This is a genomic window from Pseudomonas rustica, assembly GCF_018336155.1.
Taxonomy (GTDB): Bacteria; Pseudomonadota; Gammaproteobacteria; order Pseudomonadales; family Pseudomonadaceae; genus Aquipseudomonas; species Aquipseudomonas rustica.
In genome coordinates this window covers 101658-118288 of the sequence record NZ_JAGYHF010000008.1, presented here as the reverse complement: position 1 = coordinate 118288, position 16631 = coordinate 101658, and the positions used below count along the sequence as shown (strand labels likewise).

17 protein-coding genes and 1 pseudogene are annotated in these 16631 nt (G+C 59.0%); 7 read left to right on the top strand and 11 right to left on the bottom strand.

Annotation, left to right across the window (positions count from 1 at the left end; genetic code table 11):
* Positions 1–10: 10 nt before the first annotated feature.
* Positions 11–1450, bottom strand: a complete 1440-nt coding sequence (gene cls, locus KFS80_RS16990) for a cardiolipin synthase (RefSeq protein WP_053125224.1) — start codon at positions 1448–1450, stop codon at positions 11–13.
* Between the two features lie 131 nt (positions 1451–1581).
* Here cls and KFS80_RS16985 point away from each other — a divergent pair, with 131 nt between their 5' ends.
* Entirely contained in the window at positions 1582–2100 is a 519-nt protein-coding gene (locus KFS80_RS16985) for a DUF3617 domain-containing protein (protein WP_034152149.1), read from the top strand.
* A gap of 82 nt (positions 2101–2182) precedes the next feature.
* Here KFS80_RS16985 and KFS80_RS16980 read toward each other — a convergent pair whose 3' ends face one another.
* From KFS80_RS16980 to folE2, 6 genes and pseudogenes are all read right to left on the bottom strand, one after another.
* Positions 2183–3514, bottom strand: a complete 1332-nt coding sequence (locus KFS80_RS16980; protein ID WP_212545401.1) for a dihydroorotase — start codon at positions 3512–3514, stop codon at positions 2183–2185.
* 3 nt (positions 3515–3517) lie between these two features.
* Positions 3518–4078: a gamma carbonic anhydrase family protein gene (locus tag KFS80_RS16975; RefSeq protein WP_212545400.1), complete on the bottom strand. Its 561-nt coding sequence runs from the start codon at positions 4076–4078 to the stop codon at positions 3518–3520.
* Positions 4075–4950 (bottom strand): metal ABC transporter substrate-binding protein, encoded by an 876-nt coding sequence (locus KFS80_RS16970; protein WP_212545399.1) that lies wholly within the window; start codon positions 4948–4950, stop codon positions 4075–4077. Before KFS80_RS16970 ends, KFS80_RS16975 begins: the two co-directional genes overlap by 4 nt.
* A gap of 11 nt (positions 4951–4961) precedes the next feature.
* Positions 4962–5828, bottom strand: coding sequence for a metal ABC transporter permease (locus tag KFS80_RS16965; RefSeq protein ID WP_159813217.1), 867 nt, complete (start codon positions 5826–5828; stop codon positions 4962–4964).
* Positions 5828–6496 carry a metal ABC transporter ATP-binding protein gene (locus KFS80_RS16960; RefSeq protein WP_212545398.1) on the bottom strand — a complete coding sequence of 223 codons (669 nt, stop codon included), beginning with the start codon at positions 6494–6496 and terminating at the stop codon, positions 5828–5830. The genes KFS80_RS16965 and KFS80_RS16960 overlap by 1 nt, the downstream gene beginning before the upstream one ends.
* Positions 6493–7389 (bottom strand): annotated as a pseudogene (gene folE2, locus KFS80_RS16955) (GTP cyclohydrolase FolE2). The gene KFS80_RS16960 and the pseudogene folE2 overlap by 4 nt, the downstream one beginning before the upstream one ends.
* 84 nt (positions 7390–7473) lie before the next feature.
* Between folE2 and KFS80_RS16950 the strand changes: the two are divergent.
* Complete coding sequence (locus KFS80_RS16950) at positions 7474–8676, top strand: N-acetylmuramoyl-L-alanine amidase (RefSeq protein ID WP_212545397.1); 1203 nt, start codon at positions 7474–7476, stop codon at positions 8674–8676.
* Here KFS80_RS16950 and KFS80_RS16945 read toward each other — a convergent pair.
* Positions 8673–9050, bottom strand: a complete 378-nt coding sequence (locus KFS80_RS16945; RefSeq protein ID WP_212545396.1) for a glutamine synthetase — start codon at positions 9048–9050, stop codon at positions 8673–8675. The genes KFS80_RS16950 and KFS80_RS16945 overlap by 4 nt on opposite strands.
* Before the next feature lie 222 nt (positions 9051–9272).
* Between KFS80_RS16945 and zigA the strand changes: the two genes are divergently transcribed.
* Both zigA and KFS80_RS16935 read left to right on the top strand, forming a co-directional pair.
* The gene (zigA, locus tag KFS80_RS16940) at positions 9273–10478 is read left to right on the top strand and encodes a zinc metallochaperone GTPase ZigA (RefSeq protein ID WP_212545395.1); all 1206 of its coding nucleotides are present in this window, start codon (positions 9273–9275) and stop codon (positions 10476–10478) included.
* On the top strand, positions 10478–11122 hold the full coding sequence (locus KFS80_RS16935) for a DUF1826 domain-containing protein (protein WP_212545394.1): 645 nt from the start codon (positions 10478–10480) through the stop codon (positions 11120–11122). Before zigA ends, KFS80_RS16935 begins: the two co-directional genes overlap by 1 nt.
* Here the strand turns inward: KFS80_RS16935 and KFS80_RS16930 are convergent.
* Positions 11119–11475 carry an NADH:ubiquinone oxidoreductase gene (locus KFS80_RS16930; RefSeq protein ID WP_212545393.1) on the bottom strand — a complete coding sequence of 119 codons (357 nt, stop codon included), beginning with the start codon at positions 11473–11475 and terminating at the stop codon, positions 11119–11121. The two genes, KFS80_RS16935 and KFS80_RS16930, sit on opposite strands and share 4 nt — an antisense overlap.
* Before the next feature lie 29 nt (positions 11476–11504).
* Here KFS80_RS16930 and KFS80_RS16925 point away from each other — a divergent pair, with 29 nt between their 5' ends.
* Positions 11505–12470, top strand: a complete 966-nt coding sequence (locus tag KFS80_RS16925) for a CobW family GTP-binding protein (protein WP_212545392.1) — start codon at positions 11505–11507, stop codon at positions 12468–12470.
* An 86-nt stretch (positions 12471–12556) separates the two neighbouring features.
* Here the strand turns inward: KFS80_RS16925 and KFS80_RS16920 are convergent, their stop codons facing one another.
* Positions 12557–12970 carry a DUF3301 domain-containing protein gene (locus KFS80_RS16920; protein WP_159813311.1) on the bottom strand — a complete coding sequence of 138 codons (414 nt, stop codon included), beginning with the start codon at positions 12968–12970 and terminating at the stop codon, positions 12557–12559.
* Positions 12971–13087: 117 nt separating this feature from the next.
* Here KFS80_RS16920 and pdxY point away from each other — a divergent pair, with 117 nt between their 5' ends.
* Positions 13088–13960 carry a pyridoxal kinase PdxY gene (gene pdxY / locus KFS80_RS16915; RefSeq protein WP_053125194.1) on the top strand — a complete coding sequence of 291 codons (873 nt, stop codon included), beginning with the start codon at positions 13088–13090 and terminating at the stop codon, positions 13958–13960.
* A gap of 126 nt (positions 13961–14086) precedes the next feature.
* On the opposite strand, the gene KFS80_RS16910 is transcribed toward pdxY, so the two are convergent.
* Positions 14087–14569 carry an acyl-CoA thioesterase gene (locus KFS80_RS16910; RefSeq protein ID WP_003229693.1) on the bottom strand — a complete coding sequence of 161 codons (483 nt, stop codon included), beginning with the start codon at positions 14567–14569 and terminating at the stop codon, positions 14087–14089.
* Positions 14570–14848: 279 nt separating this feature from the next.
* Between KFS80_RS16910 and KFS80_RS16905 the strand changes: the two genes are divergently transcribed.
* A complete protein-coding gene (locus tag KFS80_RS16905; RefSeq protein WP_053125192.1) occupies positions 14849–16612 on the top strand; it encodes a cation:proton antiporter in 1764 nt (587 codons plus the stop codon).
* Positions 16613–16631 lie beyond the last annotated feature (19 nt).

Sequence of the window (16631 nt, the reverse complement as noted above, 5' to 3'; positions counted from 1 at the left end):
AGGGGGGGCTTTAGAGAATCGGTGAAATAAGCCGGGCGATCCGCATGCCAAGTTGTTGCAGGCGGTGGATCTCCCGGCTTTCTTCTTTGGCGACTTCATCAGACTGCGCGAAGTCGTCGTTAAGCATTTGTTCCACGTCGGCGGCGAACGCACTGTCGACCGTCAGCAACATCACTTCGAAATTCAGCCGGAACGAACGGTTGTCCAGATTGGCGCTGCCAATCGCGCTGATCTCGCTGTCGATCAACACCACTTTCTGATGCAGAAACCCTGGACGGTAACGGAACACCCGCACGCCGGCGCGCACCGCTTCGAAGGCATAAAGGCTGGAAGCGGCGTAGACGATGCGGTGGTCGGGGCGCGAAGGCAGTAGCAATCGCACATCGACACCGCGCAACACCGCCAGTCTTAACGCGGCGAAAACCGCTTCATCGGGGATGAAATACGGGCTGGTGATCCACACCCGTTCTGTCGCCGCATGGATCGCTTCGACGAAAAACAGCGAGCAGGTTTCATACGCATCGGCCGGGCCGCTGGCGAGCAATTGGCAGAGCACGCCGTCTTCGGGGTATTCATCCGGCAGGATCAGCGGCGGCAGGGTGCGTGCGGCCCAGAACCAGTCTTCGGCAAACGATTCCTGCATGCACGCCACCACCGGGCCGCGGACTTTGACGTGGGTATCGCGCCACGGTGCCAGCGGTGGTTTTTCGCCCATGTATTCATCGCCGACGTTGTGCCCGCCGACGAAACCGACCACGCCATCGACTACGACGATCTTGCGGTGGTTACGGAAGTTGACCTGAAAGCGGTTGAGCCAGCCGCTGCGCGTGGCGAAAGCTTTGACCTCGACACCGCCATCACGCAGCGCCTGCACATAACTGTGGGGCAGGGCGTGGCTGCCGATGCGGTCGTAGAGCAGGTGAATGGTCACGCCATCGGCAGCTTTCTTCAGCAGCAGATCACGCAGGCGCTGGCCGAGGCGGTCATCGTGGATGATGAAAAACTGGATCAGCACCGCTTCCTTCGCCTGCTCGATGGCGTGGAAAATCGACTCGAATGTCGCCGTGCCGTTGATCAGCAACTGCACTTCGTTGTTCGCCAGACACGGCATGCGCCCAAGCTTGGGCATCGCCCGCAGTGAGGCGTAGGCATTCGAGGCGCGTGCAGTCAGGGCTTCTTCCACCCAAGGGCGCCAGTTCAGCTCGGAAATGGCCTGACGCATTTGTTCGTTGGCCTGGCGCCGTGCCTTGATGTAACCATCAAACGTGCTGCGGCCGAACACCAGGTATGGAATTAGCGTGAGGTAGGGAATAAAGATCAGCGACAATGCCCAGGCGATCGAGCCTTGAGCCGTGCGCACGGTGAGCACCGCGTGAAGGGCGGCGATCAAGCCGAGGGTGTGTATCAGGGCGATCAGGTAACCGAAAATGTGCGGTCCAAAATAATCCATGGGGCAGCCTTGCTCCGGAAGATTCAATGCTTAACAGACCATGTTCTGTCGCGATTGTCGCTATTTAATTGGTGCATGAACCGAAGCAATCGGCCGACGTCTAACGGCCACTACTGATCAGGAGTTTTTCGATGAACGTTCGTCTGCTGGGTTTGGCGCTGGGTCTGGGTTTGGCTTTGCCGGTGGTTGCTCAGGCGCAGATGCTGCAGCCGGGTCTGTGGGAAATGACATCGAGCAACGTCAAGGTCGATGACCAGCCTATGGATGTGCAATCGATCCTCGGTCAACTGCAAGGGCAGATGACCCCGCAACAGCGCGCGGCGTTGGAGAAAAACGGCATCAATATCGGCGGCAAAGGCATCCGCGCCTGCCTGACGCCAGAGCAGGTGGCGACCAACGACATTCCATTGGCCGACCCGCAATCGGGCTGCAAACAGCAGATCACCGATCGCACCGGCAACCAGTGGAAATTCCGCTTCAGCTGCCCGAAAGCACAGGGCACCGGCGTGGCGACGTTCCTCAGTGATCGTGAATTCACCACGGTAGCGAACGGCACGTTCAATGCGATCGGGATCAACCAGAAGGGCAGTCTGGAAACCCGTGCGGTTTGGCTCGGCCAGGATTGCGGCGCTGTGAAACCCCGCGCCTAAAAAGCATCGCGAGCAAGCTTTGCTCCTACGGAATTGTGTGAATCTGTAGGAGCAAAGCTTGCTCGCGAAGGCGTCCCAACAGTCAGCGCATAAACCTCAGCGCCAACCCCCGACACCCCTCGTTCACCCGTCCCTCCCGCCACGCAATCTGCCCCGACACAATCGTCGCATTCACCCGATGCCGAAAGCTGCGCCCGGCAAACGGCGTCCATCCGCACTGCGACAGAATCGGCTGCCGATCGACCTCCAGCCTCTGCGCTTCAACCAACACCAGATCCGCCCAATACCCTTCACGCAAATAGCCACGATCCGGAATCGCAAACAGATCCGCGACGCGATGGCTGGTCTTCGCCACTAACGTCGTGACCGGCAAAACCCCATCTGCCACCAACTCCATCAGCGCCGGCAATGCATGCTGCACCAGTGGCAATCCCGACGGCGCCTGTGCGTAAGGCCGCTGCTTTTCTTCCCAGGTATGCGGCGCATGATCGCTGCCGATAACGTCCAACCGATTGCTGTTCAAAGCCTCCCGCAAAGCATCACGATCACTTTGACTCTTGATCGCCGGGTTGCACTTGATCAGGTTGCCGAGGCTTGGATAGTCGCGGTCATCGAACAACAAATGATGCAGACACACTTCAGCGGTGATGCGTTTTTGCGTCAACGGTTTGTCCTCGAACAAGGCCAGTTCACGCGCCGTGGTCAGGTGCAAAACATGCAGGCGTGTGCCGTGACGTTTCGCCAGTTCCACCGCGAGCGATGAGGATCGACAACACGCCTCGGCACTACGAATGAGCGGGTGAGCGGCGGTAGGAATACGATCGCCGAACAGCTCGCGCAGATTGGCCGCGTTAGCGTCGATGCTTGGTGTGTGTTCGCAATGCGCCAACAGGATGGTTGGCACTTCGGCGAACAGTTGCTCAAGGATCTGCGGATCATCCACCAGCATGTTGCCGGTCGACGCGCCCATGAATACTTTCACCCCGGCCACTTCACACGGATTGAGCGCAGCCACCGTATCGAGATTGTCCCGGCTCACGCCAAAGTGAAAGCCATAGTTAGCCACTGAGTTGATCGCCGCCCGACGCTTTTTATCCGCCAGTGCTTCGAGGGTGAGGGTGGCCGGGTTGGTGTTGGGCATGTCCATGAAGCTGGTGATGCCACCGGCGACCGCCGCGCGCGACTCGGTGTGAATGCTGCCCTTGGCCGGCGCACCCGGTTCACGGAAATGCACCTGATCATCGATCATCCCCGGCAGTAACCATTGGCCGTTGGCGTCGATTTCCACTGAGGCGTTTTCACCTTCAATGCTTCGCGCAATTTTGACGATGCGCCCGTTGCTGACCAACAGATCGCCGTCAAACTCGCGCCCCTCGTTGACCAGCCTGGCGTTGCGAATCAGCACGCTGCTCATGGTTCAGAACTCGTTCTGCAAGGCTTTGTAGCCGCGCACCAGGTCGACATTGGTGCGCGCCACGTCTTCGGAAAACTCCGAAGCGCTGACGCTCACCGGTGGGAATAACGAGAGGTCGGTGTTCGGGCCGATGCGGGTGGTGGAGGGCACGTAGAACGCGTGCGGCAAATCGCGACCATCGACCACCGAGTTGTGCCGTACCACGCAGCCGTTGCCGACGATGCAGTTGAACAGCACGCTGTTGAAACCGATGAACACGCGGTCGCCGACCACGCATGGGCCATGCACGATCGAGCGGTGGGCGATGGAACTGAACTCGCCGATGGTCACCGCCGCACCGGATTTTGAGTGGATCACCACACCGTCCTGGATGTTCGAATTCGCGCCGATGGTGATCGGCTCCATCTCGCCCGAGGCGTCCACTTCGTCGGCGCGGATCACCGCGTAGGGGCCGACGAAAACGTTCTCGCCAATCACCACTTTGCCGCAGATGATCGCGGTTTTATCGACGTAAGCCGACTCGGCGATTTGCGGCAAATCGCCTGAAGGATTCTTGCGGATCATGGTTTGCTCAGCGCGTCATAAAGGGTGTTGAGGTTGTATTCGAACAGGCCGGTGAAGGTGCTGGCCGGGCCGCTGGCGGCGAGGGCGTCGGAGTACAACGTGCCGCCGATGTGCGCGCCGCTTTCATCAGCGATCTGCTTGAGCAAGCGAGCGTCCTTGATGTTTTCCATGAACACCGCTTTGACCCTGGCCTGACGAATCTGGGTGATCAGCGCAGCGACTTCGGCGGCCGAAGGTTCACGCTCGGTGGACAAACCCTGTGGCGCCATAAAGTCGATGCCATAGGCCTGACCGAGATAACCGAAGGCATCGTGGCTGGTGACGATCTTGCGATTGCCCGGCGGCAGCGAACCAAGCTTGCTTTTGGCTTCAGCGAGCAGGGCGTAGATCTGCTTCAGATAGGCTTGGCTGTTGCGTTGGTAGTCGGCCTTGTTCGCCGGGTCGGCAGCGATCAGCGCTTTGGTAATGTTGGCGATGTACAACTCGGTGTTCGCCAGATTGTGCCAGGCGTGCGGGTCGGGAACGGTTTCGCCGTCCTCATCCAGCGAGCGTGGAATCACGCCATGGCTGGCACTGATGAGCGTGGCTTTGGTCTCGGTGCTGGTGACCAGTCGATCCAGCCACGGCTCGAAACCGAGGCCATTCTTGATGATCAGTTTGGCGCCGAGCAACGCTTTGGCGTCGTCCGGTGTCGGCTCGTAAGTGTGCGCATCGGCGTCCGGGCCGACCATGTTGGTGATCTGGATATGCTCACCGCCGACCTGATGCACCATGTCGGCGAGGATGCTGAAGCTGGTCACCACCGGTAATTTTTCCGCCGCCGACAGTGACATCGACAGCATCAGGCTGAACAACACGAGTAGAACGCGCATCGGGAAACACCTCATTGGGATGTGAGCAAGGGCGGGCGGCGCAGCAGACCGTGAACCGGCCCGAACACCACCGACAGCAGATAGCCGACGCCTGCGACCAGCACGATGGCCGGGCCGCTTGGCAGCGAGTAGTAGAACGACAGGAGCAAACCGAACCACACCGAGAGGCAACCGATGACGGCGGCGATGGCGATCAGGATCGGTAAGCGGCGGCTCCAGAATCGCGAGGCAGCGGCGGGGAGCATCATCAGTCCGACGACCATCAGCGCGCCGATGGCCTGGAAACCGATCACCAGATTGAGCACCACCAGCGTCAGGAACACGCCGTGGGCGAGTGGGCCGAGGCGGCTGACGGTTCTCAGGAACAGTGGGTCGAGGGTGTCGAGCAGCAGCGGTTTGTAGATCAACGCCATGGCGATCAGGCTGAATCCAGAGACCCACAACATGCCGGTGAGGGTCGGGCCGTCGACGGCCAATGCTGAGCCGAACAGCAGATGAAGCAGGTCGAGGCGTTTGCCGGCGATGCCGAGAATCAGCACACCGCTGGCGAGGGAGATCGGGTAGATCGCGGCGAGGCTGGCGTCTTCGCGCAGACCGGTGCGGCGGGTGATCCATGCGGCGAGTCCGGCCATGCTCAGGCCGGCGCCGAGGCCGCCGAGTGTCAGTGCGGGAAGGCTCAGGCCGGCGAACCAGAATCCCAGCGCGGCGCCGGGAAGGATGCCGTGGGCGACGGCGTCACCGATCAGACTCATCCGTCGCAGGATCAAAAACACACCGAGTGGTGCCGTACTGCACGCCAAGACCAGGCCGCCGAGCAGGGCGCGGCGCATGAACACGAACTCGTTGAACGGTTGCCATAAGTGGGCGACGGCGAGCATCAGGCCACCTGCGTGTGAGGGGTTTGCTGGATCAGTTCGACGCTGGCGCCGAATACGCATTCGCGGTTTTTGATCAGTAACGTTTGCGGAATATGTTGGCGTACGGCGGCGAGGTCGTGGCAGACCACGACGATGGTTCGACCTTGGTTATGCCAGGCATGGATGTGTTGCCAGAGCAATTGTTGACCGAGTTCATCGAGGGCGGCGTGGGGTTCGTCGAGGAGCAGAACCGGGGCATCGGTCAGGCTCAATCGGGCGAGAAGGGCACGCTGTAATTCGCCGCCGGAGAGGGCCATGAGTGGGCGGTTTTCCAGTCCGCTGAGGTGCCAGTTTTCCAGTGCGTCTTTCAGGCGTTGTGCGCGCAGTTGGGTGGAGAGTCGGCGTCCCCAGAAACCGGCGGCGATCAGTTCCTCGAGGCTGATGGGGAATTGGCGGTCAAGGTGCTGTTGTTGGGGCAGGAACGACAAGCCGCTTTGACGTGGAACACTCAGGCTGACTTTGCCTGCCAAAGGTTTTTGCAGGCCGGCGATGACTTTTAGAAGGCTGCTTTTGCCACAGCCGTTGGCACCGACGATTGCTGTGAGGCTACCGCTTTCCAGCTCTAGATTGAGGGGCGCGGTCAGCGGTTGACCGGGTGCGCCCCAGATCAGGGATTGGCAGCGGATCATGCTTGCTCACGCTGCCAGTGGCTTTCGGCGACGGCGTCGTGGGCGTGAAGGCTTTCTGCGTGGATCACTCGCAGATGGAATTGGTTAACCCCGGGTGTACGGCGAAGGGCGAGATTCAGTCGGCGGGCGGCGTCTTCGCAGAACATCAGGTTTTGCCCGTTGGCGAGGGCGAAGGCTTGTTCGTCGGCGCGTTTTACGGCGGTTTGTACGGCGGTGCCTAGGGCGGCTTCAGCGTCATTGATGATCGCGCTCAGCGGTAACTCGTCGATGAATTCGTCGAGGTGCACATGCAGTTGTGCGGTGCTGCGTTGGCTGTGAGGTGTGGCGATGATGCCCTGGGTCGAGCCGAGCCAGGCCAGAATGTCTGCATGCTGAAGGGCTTTATTGGCGAAGTCGTCGACAAATTATTGCTGGATTAACTGCCGAGCCAGGGCCGCTGAACAAGGGCAGGTTGAGGAGTAGGGCACTTCTATTTTGAGTTCCACGTGGAACATCTTGTTTTTCAGGCTGGCTGAAATGGTCGCTGGATAGGATTTCCAACCTGCCAATGGGCTGATTAATGCAGGCCTTTTCAGCAGCAAGTCGGTGTGAATATTCAGGTAGGCGCAGTTGGATAAACCTTCGTGGCTATCCAGAAAACGTTTGAGCACCTGGTGCAGCAGAGCAGGGGAAAGGCTCTGCTGTTCCAGCGCTTCCAGCGCCAGATAGAGGCGTGACATGTGAATCCCGCGAGCCTCGCCGTCATCCAGACTCACTCCCGCATCAGCCTTCGCACTCAAGCGTTGGCCTTCCAATAAAACAGGTAATGCGATGCCGTGCATGCCCACCCATTCGAGGGGCAAGGCTTGGCGAGCGGACTGCGCGGCGATATCCGGAAGTGTCAGCGAATTCATGTTCGGAACCATCGTGTTGAATGAATTGGATGTTACATTATAACAATGCGATCCACGATGCCTTTTTCATGAACAGGTTTTCATATGCACAGACGCCATCTGCTCAATTTGATTTTGGCCAGCGCGGCCTTCGCCCTACCATTCAGTGTTTCGGCCGCGCAAATTCGTAACGCGCGGCTTTGGCGTTCTGATGAGAAGTTGCGATTGGTCTTCGATTTGAGCGGGCCAGTGCGCTACAAGACCTTCACCCTCAGTGCTCCTGAACGGCTGATCATCGATGTGTCCGGCGCAAATCTGAGCGGGGATTTCAGCGAGTTGGCGTTGAATGGCACGGTAATCCGGTCGATTCGATCCGGGCCTTTTGGTCAGGGAGACACGCGGATTGTTCTCGATCTGAGTAATCCAGTGCTGCTGAACAGCTTCCTTTTGGCGCCGCAGGATGGCCAAAGTCATCGGTTGGTTTTGGATTTAGTCACTGCGAAAACGCCGCCAGTAAGCCCAATGGTTCCACGTGAAACACCCAAGATCGGCGCTCACCCCAAGCGCGACATCATCGTAGTCGTCGATCCAGGGCATGGCGGAAAGGATCCCGGTGCGGTCGGCGCGAAAGGTGAGCGGGAAAAAGATGTGGTGCTTTCCATTGCTCAGCTACTCGCCAAACGCCTGAAAAAGGAAAAAGGATTCGATGTAAAACTGGTGCGCAATGACGACTTCTTCGTGCCTTTACGTAAGCGCGTGGAGATTGCACGTCAGCATAAAGCCGACATATTTATCTCGGTGCATGCCGATGCGGCGCCACGGCTGACAGCCTCCGGCGCCTCTGTGTATTGCTTGTCTGAAGGTGGTGCGACATCGGCGACGGCGCGCTTTATGGCGCAGCGAGAGAACGGCGCAGATCTACTTGGCGCTACCAGTCTGCTCAATCTGAAAGACAAAGATCCAATGCTCGCCGGGGTGATTCTCGACTTGTCGATGAATGCGACCATTGCCGCCAGTCTACAACTGGGCAACACCGTGCTGGGCAGTTTGGCGGGTATCACCACGCTGCATCAGAAGCGCGTGGAACAGGCTGGATTTGCCGTGTTGAAGTCGCCCGATGTGCCGTCGATTCTGGTGGAAACCGGCTTCATTTCCAATGTTCGCGACAGTCAGCGACTGGTCACGGCGCGGCATCAACAGGCCGTGGCGGATGGTTTGTTTGAGGGATTGCAGCGCTATTTCGAGAAAAATCCACCGATGGACAGCTATCTCGCTTGGCGACAGGAGCAGCAGAAAGCGCAGGTTTAGCAGCCGACGATTCGGCTGCAGGTGAATTTCGCACTGCTGCCGCCCGAGCTGGAGAAGCGATTAATGGTCGTCCAGCCGACGCGGCGGGTGTAGCCAACCCACGCTTCGCCATCAGAGGCGACACCGGTGAAGAATGTCAGTTGGCCAAAGCGACTGTTGGTTTGCGCCCAATAACGCTGCCCAATCTTTTCAAATCCACGCAGGTAAAGCGTATTGCCGACAGTGTTGACGCTATACGCATTGCCCTCGGCATCGATGCACGCCAGCAGATTAGCGCTACGTGTGCAGCTGGCCAGCGTCGGCAACTGCGCCGACGCATTGCCAGCAATCAGCAATCCAAGGCTCAACAACGAGCATTTCAGCGCATTTTTCATTACCAATTCCGCGTGTGGGATGGGCTCAGCTTCCTGCTGTTTATCGCTCAGGACAAGAGCAGGGGTGGTTTATTAATGTTGTTATACTATAACATAAATAATAACTGAGCCTGAGCAGGCCGATTTCAAGCGTTTAGCTTCAACGAAACCCTCGTATGAAGCCTCAAAACGCCAAGCGCTAGTAAAAGCGTCAATCGGCTGCCTTCCTATGAGGATTATCCAATGTCAGCCGAATTGCCCGTCACCGTACTTTCAGGATTTTTGGGCGCCGGAAAAAGTACACTTTTGAATTACGTACTACGTAATCGAAAGGGCCTTCGCGTCGCAGTTATCGTCAATGATATGAGCGAGATCAATATCGATGGCAGCGAAGTCCAGCGTGATGTCAGCTTAAACCGCGCAGAAGAAAAAATAGTCGAAATGAGCAACGGCTGTATCTGCTGTACGTTACGCGAAGACTTGCTCGAAGAAGTCAGCAAACTCGCCCGGGAAGGGCGCTTCGATTATTTGCTGATTGAATCCACCGGTATCTCCGAGCCGTTACCGGTCGCTGAAACCTTCACCTTCCGCGATGAACACGGGCAAAGCCTCTCCGACATCGCCCGTCTCGACACCATGGTCACTGTAGTCGACGGTGTGAATTTCCTGCCGGACTACCAGGCGGCAGAAAGCCTCGCCTCCCGTGGCGAAATTCTCGGCGAGGAAGACGAGCGCTCGATCACCGACCTGTTGATCGAACAGATCGAGTTTGCCGACGTGCTGTTGATCAGCAAGATCGACCTGATCAGCCAGCCCGAGCGTGAGGAATTGATCGCCATCCTCAAACGCCTCAACGCCCAGGCCGAGATCATTCCGATGGTCATGGGCGAAGTGCCGTTGGAGAAGATCCTCAACACCGGTCGCTTCGATTTCGACAGAGCCGCGCAAGCACCGGGCTGGCTGCAGGAATTACGCGGTGAGCACGTTCCGGAAACCGATGAATACGGCATCGCTTCCACCGCCTATCGCGCGCGCAGACCCTTTCACCCGCAACGCTTCTTCAGCTTCATCGATCGCCCATGGCTGAACGGCAAACTGCTGCGCTCCAAAGGTTTCTTCTGGCTGGCGAGCAAACCCACAGACGCCGGTAGCTGGTCGCAGGCCGGCGGCTTGATGCGCCACGGTTTTGCCGGGCGCTGGTGGCGTTTCATAGCGAAAAACCAGTGGCCACAGGATCAGGAAAGCACCGCCGCGATCATGGAAAACTGGATACCGAGCGTAGGAGATTGCCGCCAGGAACTGGTGTTCATCGGTCAGAACATCGATTTCCTACAGCTCTCTGACGAACTGGATGACTGCCTGCTCACCGATGAAGAAATGGCCCTCGGCGTAGAGGGCTGGCGATTGTTGGCGGATCCGTTCGGCCCTTGGCATGAAGAGGCCGCCTGATGCTCGCCCTCAAACTCATGCAAAACCGTACGCGCCATCAGCACCAAGGGCCGACACCTGAAACGTTGACGAAGATCCTCCAGGACGACACCAACCTCGCCGTGTGGCAGCGGCAATTGCCGTTGCACATCAGCGATTTCGCTCAGTTACTGCTGTCGCTCAACGAACCCTTGGCGGAATCGTTATGCCTGGAGCTGGCGAACGAGGACGCCGAGGCTGACCTGACCGGGTTGGCCTCAGGCTTCCGTGATCTGGAAGGTTACGAAGGCTTTATCGCTGACCTGAAATGGCTGGTCAGCGCCTTCGCCTGTTTGCTGGGCGCCAAGCGCATCGGCCTGCGCCTGCGGGTGCTTGATAAAGCCATGTGCCCGCGATTTCATGTCGATCACGTGCCGGTGCGACTGATTACCACGTACGCCGGCGTCGGCAGCCAATGGCTGAAGGAGGGGACGATGGATCGCCAGCAACTAGGGCAGGCCAACGCCGAACCCCAAGCGCAAATCCAGCAACTCAATAGTGGCGACGTTGCGCTATTGAAAGGCGAGAAATGGCACGGCAATGAAGGCTTCGGTCTCATCCATCGCTCACCGCAACCGGCCGCTGGCGAGCGTCGTTTGATACTGACCCTCGACTGGCTCGGTTAAGGCTTGAGCCACGACCCTTGGCTCTGGTCTTCGCAATACGGCTTTAAATATGCGGCATCGGTGGCGACGCCGTAATAGTGGATGTCCTGGCGATAAGGCATATTGGCGACTTGCGCGTTGCTGCACACACCGAAGGCACCGCTCGGGCACTGATCGACGTACTGCACCTCGACTTTCTGCCCGGCCAGCGTCGGTTGGCAGAAGCCATCGTTGAACAGTTTCTGCGGAATGTTGCGGTTCTGCTGACAGACTTTGACGTCGAGCCGCTCGCCCTGACTGTGCACCACGCAGGCCTGAGCCCACGCTTCGCTCGACAGCAGCGCCAACAGCAACGACCATCCCATCCAACGCATCTTCGAATCTCCCAAGAAAACTCCCGGCCATGTTGCAGAACATTCCTACCCATGTCATTGCTGGCCCTTTGGGCGCCGGCAAGACCAGCCTGATTCGCCAGCTCATGGCCCAGCGGCCGGAGGGCGAACGCTGGGCAGTGTTGATCAATGAATTCGGCCAGATCGGCCTCGACGCCGCGCTGTTGACCAGCGATGCCGATGGTATCGCACTGGGCGAAGTGGCCGGAGGCTGCTTGTGTTGCGTCAATGGCGCGCCGTTTCAGATCGGCCTCGGACGTTTGTTGCGTAAGGCCAAACCCGATCGATTGTTTATCGAACCGTCTGGACTGGGGCACCCGGCGCAGTTACTCAAGCAATTGAATGAGGCGCCATGGCTGGGTGTGTTGGCGGTGCAGCCGTGTGTGTTGGTGCTGGATGCTCAGGCGCTTGAGGCGGGGAAAGCGTTGCCGGCGGCGCAGCGGGAAGCGTTGGAAAGCGCAGGCCTGTTGCTGTTGAACAAGGCTGAAAATCTCGATGAACCGGCTCGGGCAAAAATCGCCAGCCAGTTGCCGCCAGTCCGGTTGATCTGGACGCAACAGGCGCAACTATCGCTCAGCGAATTGCCGGGCCTGGCTGCACAAGCGGTCAGCGGTGTGGATAACTTGGTCGTACCCAAGGGATTAGGGCAGATGCCGGCCGTCTGGAGCGATCCGACGCTGCCGATTTGCCTGAGTCAGGCGCAGGAGGGAGGCTGGAGCATTGGCTGGCGTTGGCATCCGGGGCAGATATTCAACAAGCAGCGCATTGCTGAGTGGCTGGCCAGCCTCAATTGGCAGCGGGCGAAACTGGTTATCCACAGCGCGGAGGGCTGGGCGTCTGCGAATGCTTTGGATAATGCCGAGTTGAATTGGCAGGTCAGTGAGTGGCGGAGGGATTCGCGGATCGAGTTGATCTTCGGTGAGGCGCTGGATGTTGAGGTGTTGCAGCGGGGTTTGTCGGGGTGTCGGGAGGGGTAGATCAAAAGATCGCAGCCTTCGGCAGCTCCTACAGGGTGTACATAAGTCCCATGTAGGAGCTGCCGAAGGCTGCGATCTTTTGATCTTTAGGGTTTCCACTTGGTATGTTCCTGCCGCCACTGGCTCAGCTCGATAACTTCCGCTCGCGGCCGCTGTACCTCAACCACCGGCGGCGTATCGTCGAACGGTGCCGGGTAGGGCGCCAGTTCGATCTGCGCACTGTGCGCACCAAACTGGGTAATCGTGCCGTTATGCCGGGATTCGCCAGTCACGGTGAACTCGAAGTTGTAGACCCGTGCCAGTCGTCGGCGACCGTTGGCGTCCTTGATCAAACCGATCTTTTTCAGCGCAACATTCCCGTCCAGCAGCTCGACGCCGACGTTGATGCAATGCTGTTTGACCCGCGCCAGCGCGCGCTCGCGCAAGCCGTGGTTGTGCCACAGCCACGCGCCGGCCACGGCGAACAGCATCAGCACGAAGATGTTTTCGAGGGTCAGCATCAACATCAAACTCCAAAAGATAGCGTCAGCTTAACTGCGTCGCCGGTCTGTCGTACAGGCTGCGTTTCGTCGCATACTGCGCGGCTTGAATTTCAATCGTTTTACGGAATGCCCCGAATGAAACGTACGCCTCATCTGCTCGCCATTCAGTCCCACGTGGTGTTCGGCCACGCCGGCAACAGCGCTGCGGTTTTTCCGATGCAGCGGGTCGGCGTCAACGTCTGGCCGCTGAACACGGTGCAGTTTTCCAACCACACTCAGTATGGCCAGTGGACGGGTGAAGTGCTGGCGCCGCAGCAGATTCCCGAGCTGGTCGAAGGCATCGCCGCGATTGGCGAGTTGGGCAACTGCGATGCGGTGCTGTCCGGTTACCTCGGCAGCGCGGCGCAGGGCCGGGCGATTCTCAGCGGCGTTGAGCGCATCAAGTCGGTCAACCCGAAGGCTCTGTATCTGTGTGATCCAGTGATGGGCCATCCGGAGAAGGGTTGCAGCGTGCCGACCGAGGTCAGCGACTTCCTGTTGGAAGAAGCGGCAGCCGTGGCCGACATCATGTGCCCGAACCAGTTGGAGCTGGACAGCTTTTCCGGGCGTAAACCGCAGTCGCTGTTCGATTGCCTGGCGATGGCACGGGCACTGCTGGCACGTGGGCCGAAAGCGGTGCTGGTCAAACATCTGGATTATCCGGGCAAACCGGCGGATGGCTTTGAGATGTTGCTGGTGACGGCTGAAGGCAGCTGGCATCTGCGTCGCCCGCTGCTGGCGTTTCCGCGTCAGCCGGTGGGCGTGGGCGATCTGACGTCCGGCCTGTTTCTGGCGCGGGTGCTGTTGGGCGATAGCCTGGTGGCAGCGTTCGAGTTCACGGCGGCGGCGGTGCATGAAGTGTTGCTGGAGACACAGGCGTGCGCCAGTTATGAGCTGCAGCTGGTGCGGGCGCAGGATCGGATTGCGCATCCGCGGGTGAAGTTTGAGGCGACGGCGATCAGTTTGTAAGACCGCGTTGCCCCCATTCGCGAGCAAGCCCGCTCCCACATTGGATCTGTGGCGTACACAAAACCAATGTGGGAGCGGGCTTGCTCGCGAAAGCGACAGACCCAACAACATCAATCCAAAGGCTGATCAAGCGTCGCCCTTGATCTCCTGATAACGCTTCTCCAGCTCCTGACGAATCTGCCGACGCTGCTGCGCCTGCATATACCGACGCTTGTCTTCACTGTTCTGCGGTTGCAGCGGCGGCACGGCGGCCGGCTTGCGCTGGTCATCGACCGCGACCATGGTGAAGAAGCAGCTGTTGGTGTGACGCACCGAGCGCTCGCGGATGTTTTCGGTGACGACTTTGATGCCGACTTCCATCGAGGTATTGCCGGTGTAGTTGACCGAGGCGAGGAAGGTCACCAGTTCGCCGACATGGATCGGCTCGCGGAAAATCACCTGATCCACCGACAGCGTCACTACGTAACGGCCGGCATAACGGCTCGCGCAGGCATAAGCCACTTCGTCGAGGTATTTGAGCAGGGTGCCGCCGTGGACATTGCCAGAGAAGTTGGCCATGTCGGGGGTCATCAGTACCGTCATCGACAGCTGGGCGTTTCCGGGTTCCATAACGTTCTCACGGATCAAGGCTGAATTCTGGAAGCACCTCTGCGGGTGCCTGGTCGCTTTTCAAAAGCACCGTTATCGGGACGCCGGGCGACGGGCCGCCGTCACGCCGGGATCGATCTGTTTCCATATATTGCACCGCCTTCCAGCCGCAAGTCGCGGTGTTAACCTGCAAAAGCCCCTCTCAAGGGCAATTCCCACACGAAAAGCGGATTTTTACTTCGCTCGCTCAGACTTTTCTGACGTCTGACTGCGAGCCTCGTCCATCAAGGAGCCCACGCCATGCATGCCATCAGTTTTATTCAGGATCTGGCAGTGATCATGTTGGTCGCGGGTGTGGTGACCGTGTTGTTCCACCGCTTCAAGCAACCGGTGGTGCTCGGCTACATCGTCGCCGGTTTCATCATTGGCCCGCACACGCCGCCGTTCGGCCTTATCCATGATGAAGAAACCATCAAGACCCTCGCCGAGCTGGGGGTGATTTTCCTGATGTTCTGCCTCGGGCTGGAGTTCAGCCTGCGCAAGTTGTTCAAGGTCGGCGCCACCGCGTTTATTGCGGCGTTCCTCGAAATTGTCCTGATGATCTGGATCGGTTACGAAATCGGCCGCTGGTTCGACTGGAACACCATGGACTCGCTGTTCCTCGGCGCGATTCTGGCGATCTCCTCGACCACCATCATCGTCAAGGCGCTCAACGATCTGAAGATGAAAAACGAGCGTTTTGCGCAGTTGATCTTCGGCGTGCTGATCGTTGAAGACATCCTCGGCATTGGCATCATCGCGCTGCTGTCGAGCATCGCCGTCAGCGGCACAGTCAGCTCCGGCGAAGTGTTCTCCACGGTTGGCAAACTGTCGCTGTTCATGATCGTCGCGCTGGTCATCGGCATTCTGCTGGTGCCGCGGCTGCTGGCTTATGTGGCCAAATTCGAAAGCAACGAAATGCTGCTGATCACCGTGCTCGGCCTGTGTTTCGGCTTCTGCCTGCTGGTGGTCAAACTTGAATACAGCATGGTGCTCGGCGCCTTCCTGATCGGCGCGATCATGGCCGAGTCGCGTCAGTTGCTGAAAATCGAACGGTTGATCGAGCCGGTTCGCGACCTGTTCAGCGCAATCTTCTTCGTCGCCATCGGCCTGATGCTCGACCCGATGATCCTGCTGCAATACGCGTGGCCGATCGCGGTCATTACGGTCGCCGTGGTGCTCGGCAAGATGCTTTCCTGCGGCCTCGGTGCTTTTATCGCTGGCAATGACGGACGCACCTCACTACGCGTGGGCATGGGTCTTTCACAGATTGGCGAATTTTCCTTCATCATCGCTGCGCTGGGCATGACCTTGCAGGTCACCAGCAACTTCCTCTATCCAGTGGCCGTGGCCGTTTCGGTGATCACCACGCTGCTGACGCCATACCTGATTCGCGCTGCCGATCCGCTGTCGATCAAGCTGTCGAGCGCGATGCCCAAGCGTCTTGGGCGCGTACTGGGGATGTATGGCGAATGGCTGCGCAGCATTCAGCCGCAAGGCGAGGGCGCGATGCTGGCGTCGATTATTCGCAAGATCCTGCTGCAAGTCGGGGTCAATCTGGCGCTGGTGATCGCGATTTTCTTTACCGGCGCATTCTTCGCTGAACGTCTTTCAACCTGGCTGCAGGACTGGATCGCCGATCCTAGCTGGCAGAAGGCGTTGATCTGGGGCGGGGCGTTGCTGGTGTCGTTGCCGTTCTTGATCGCCGCGTATCGCAAGCTCAAGGCGCTGTCGATGCTGCTGGCGGAGATGGGCGTGAAACCCGAGATGGCCGGGCGTCACACACAGCGAGTGCGCCGGGTGATCGCCGAAGTGATCCCGATTCTCTCGCTGCTGGTGATTTTCCTGCTGTTGTCAGCCTTGTCGGCCAGTATTTTGCCGACCAACAAGTTGCTGATGCTCATCGCCGTGGTCGCGGCCGCCGTGGCGGCGCTGCTCTGGCGCTGGTTCATCCGCGTGCACACGCGGATGCAGGTGGCGCTGCTGGAAACCCTCGACAACCACAAAGAGTCGTCGGGGCATTGACCGGCCGGGGCGGCTGGCC

Coding starts and splice junctions, on each gene's coding strand:
- cls (WP_053125224.1), bottom strand. CDS start 1,450: ATGGATTATTTTGGACCGCACATTTTCGGTTACCTGATCGCCCTGATA.
- KFS80_RS16985 (WP_034152149.1), top strand. CDS start 1,582: ATGAACGTTCGTCTGCTGGGTTTGGCGCTGGGTCTGGGTTTGGCTTTG.
- KFS80_RS16980 (WP_212545401.1), bottom strand. CDS start 3,514: ATGAGCAGCGTGCTGATTCGCAACGCCAGGCTGGTCAACGAGGGGCGC.
- KFS80_RS16975 (WP_212545400.1), bottom strand. CDS start 4,078: ATGATCCGCAAGAATCCTTCAGGCGATTTGCCGCAAATCGCCGAGTCG.
- KFS80_RS16970 (WP_212545399.1), bottom strand. CDS start 4,950: ATGCGCGTTCTACTCGTGTTGTTCAGCCTGATGCTGTCGATGTCACTG.
- KFS80_RS16965 (WP_159813217.1), bottom strand. CDS start 5,828: ATGCTCGCCGTCGCCCACTTATGGCAACCGTTCAACGAGTTCGTGTTC.
- KFS80_RS16960 (WP_212545398.1), bottom strand. CDS start 6,496: ATGATCCGCTGCCAATCCCTGATCTGGGGCGCACCCGGTCAACCGCTG.
- KFS80_RS16950 (WP_212545397.1), top strand. CDS start 7,474: ATGCACAGACGCCATCTGCTCAATTTGATTTTGGCCAGCGCGGCCTTC.
- KFS80_RS16945 (WP_212545396.1), bottom strand. CDS start 9,050: ATGAAAAATGCGCTGAAATGCTCGTTGTTGAGCCTTGGATTGCTGATT.
- zigA (WP_212545395.1), top strand. CDS start 9,273: ATGTCAGCCGAATTGCCCGTCACCGTACTTTCAGGATTTTTGGGCGCC.
- KFS80_RS16935 (WP_212545394.1), top strand. CDS start 10,478: ATGCTCGCCCTCAAACTCATGCAAAACCGTACGCGCCATCAGCACCAA.
- KFS80_RS16930 (WP_212545393.1), bottom strand. CDS start 11,475: ATGCGTTGGATGGGATGGTCGTTGCTGTTGGCGCTGCTGTCGAGCGAA.
- KFS80_RS16925 (WP_212545392.1), top strand. CDS start 11,505: ATGTTGCAGAACATTCCTACCCATGTCATTGCTGGCCCTTTGGGCGCC.
- KFS80_RS16920 (WP_159813311.1), bottom strand. CDS start 12,970: ATGCTGACCCTCGAAAACATCTTCGTGCTGATGCTGTTCGCCGTGGCC.
- pdxY (WP_053125194.1), top strand. CDS start 13,088: ATGAAACGTACGCCTCATCTGCTCGCCATTCAGTCCCACGTGGTGTTC.
- KFS80_RS16910 (WP_003229693.1), bottom strand. CDS start 14,569: ATGGAACCCGGAAACGCCCAGCTGTCGATGACGGTACTGATGACCCCC.
- KFS80_RS16905 (WP_053125192.1), top strand. CDS start 14,849: ATGCATGCCATCAGTTTTATTCAGGATCTGGCAGTGATCATGTTGGTC.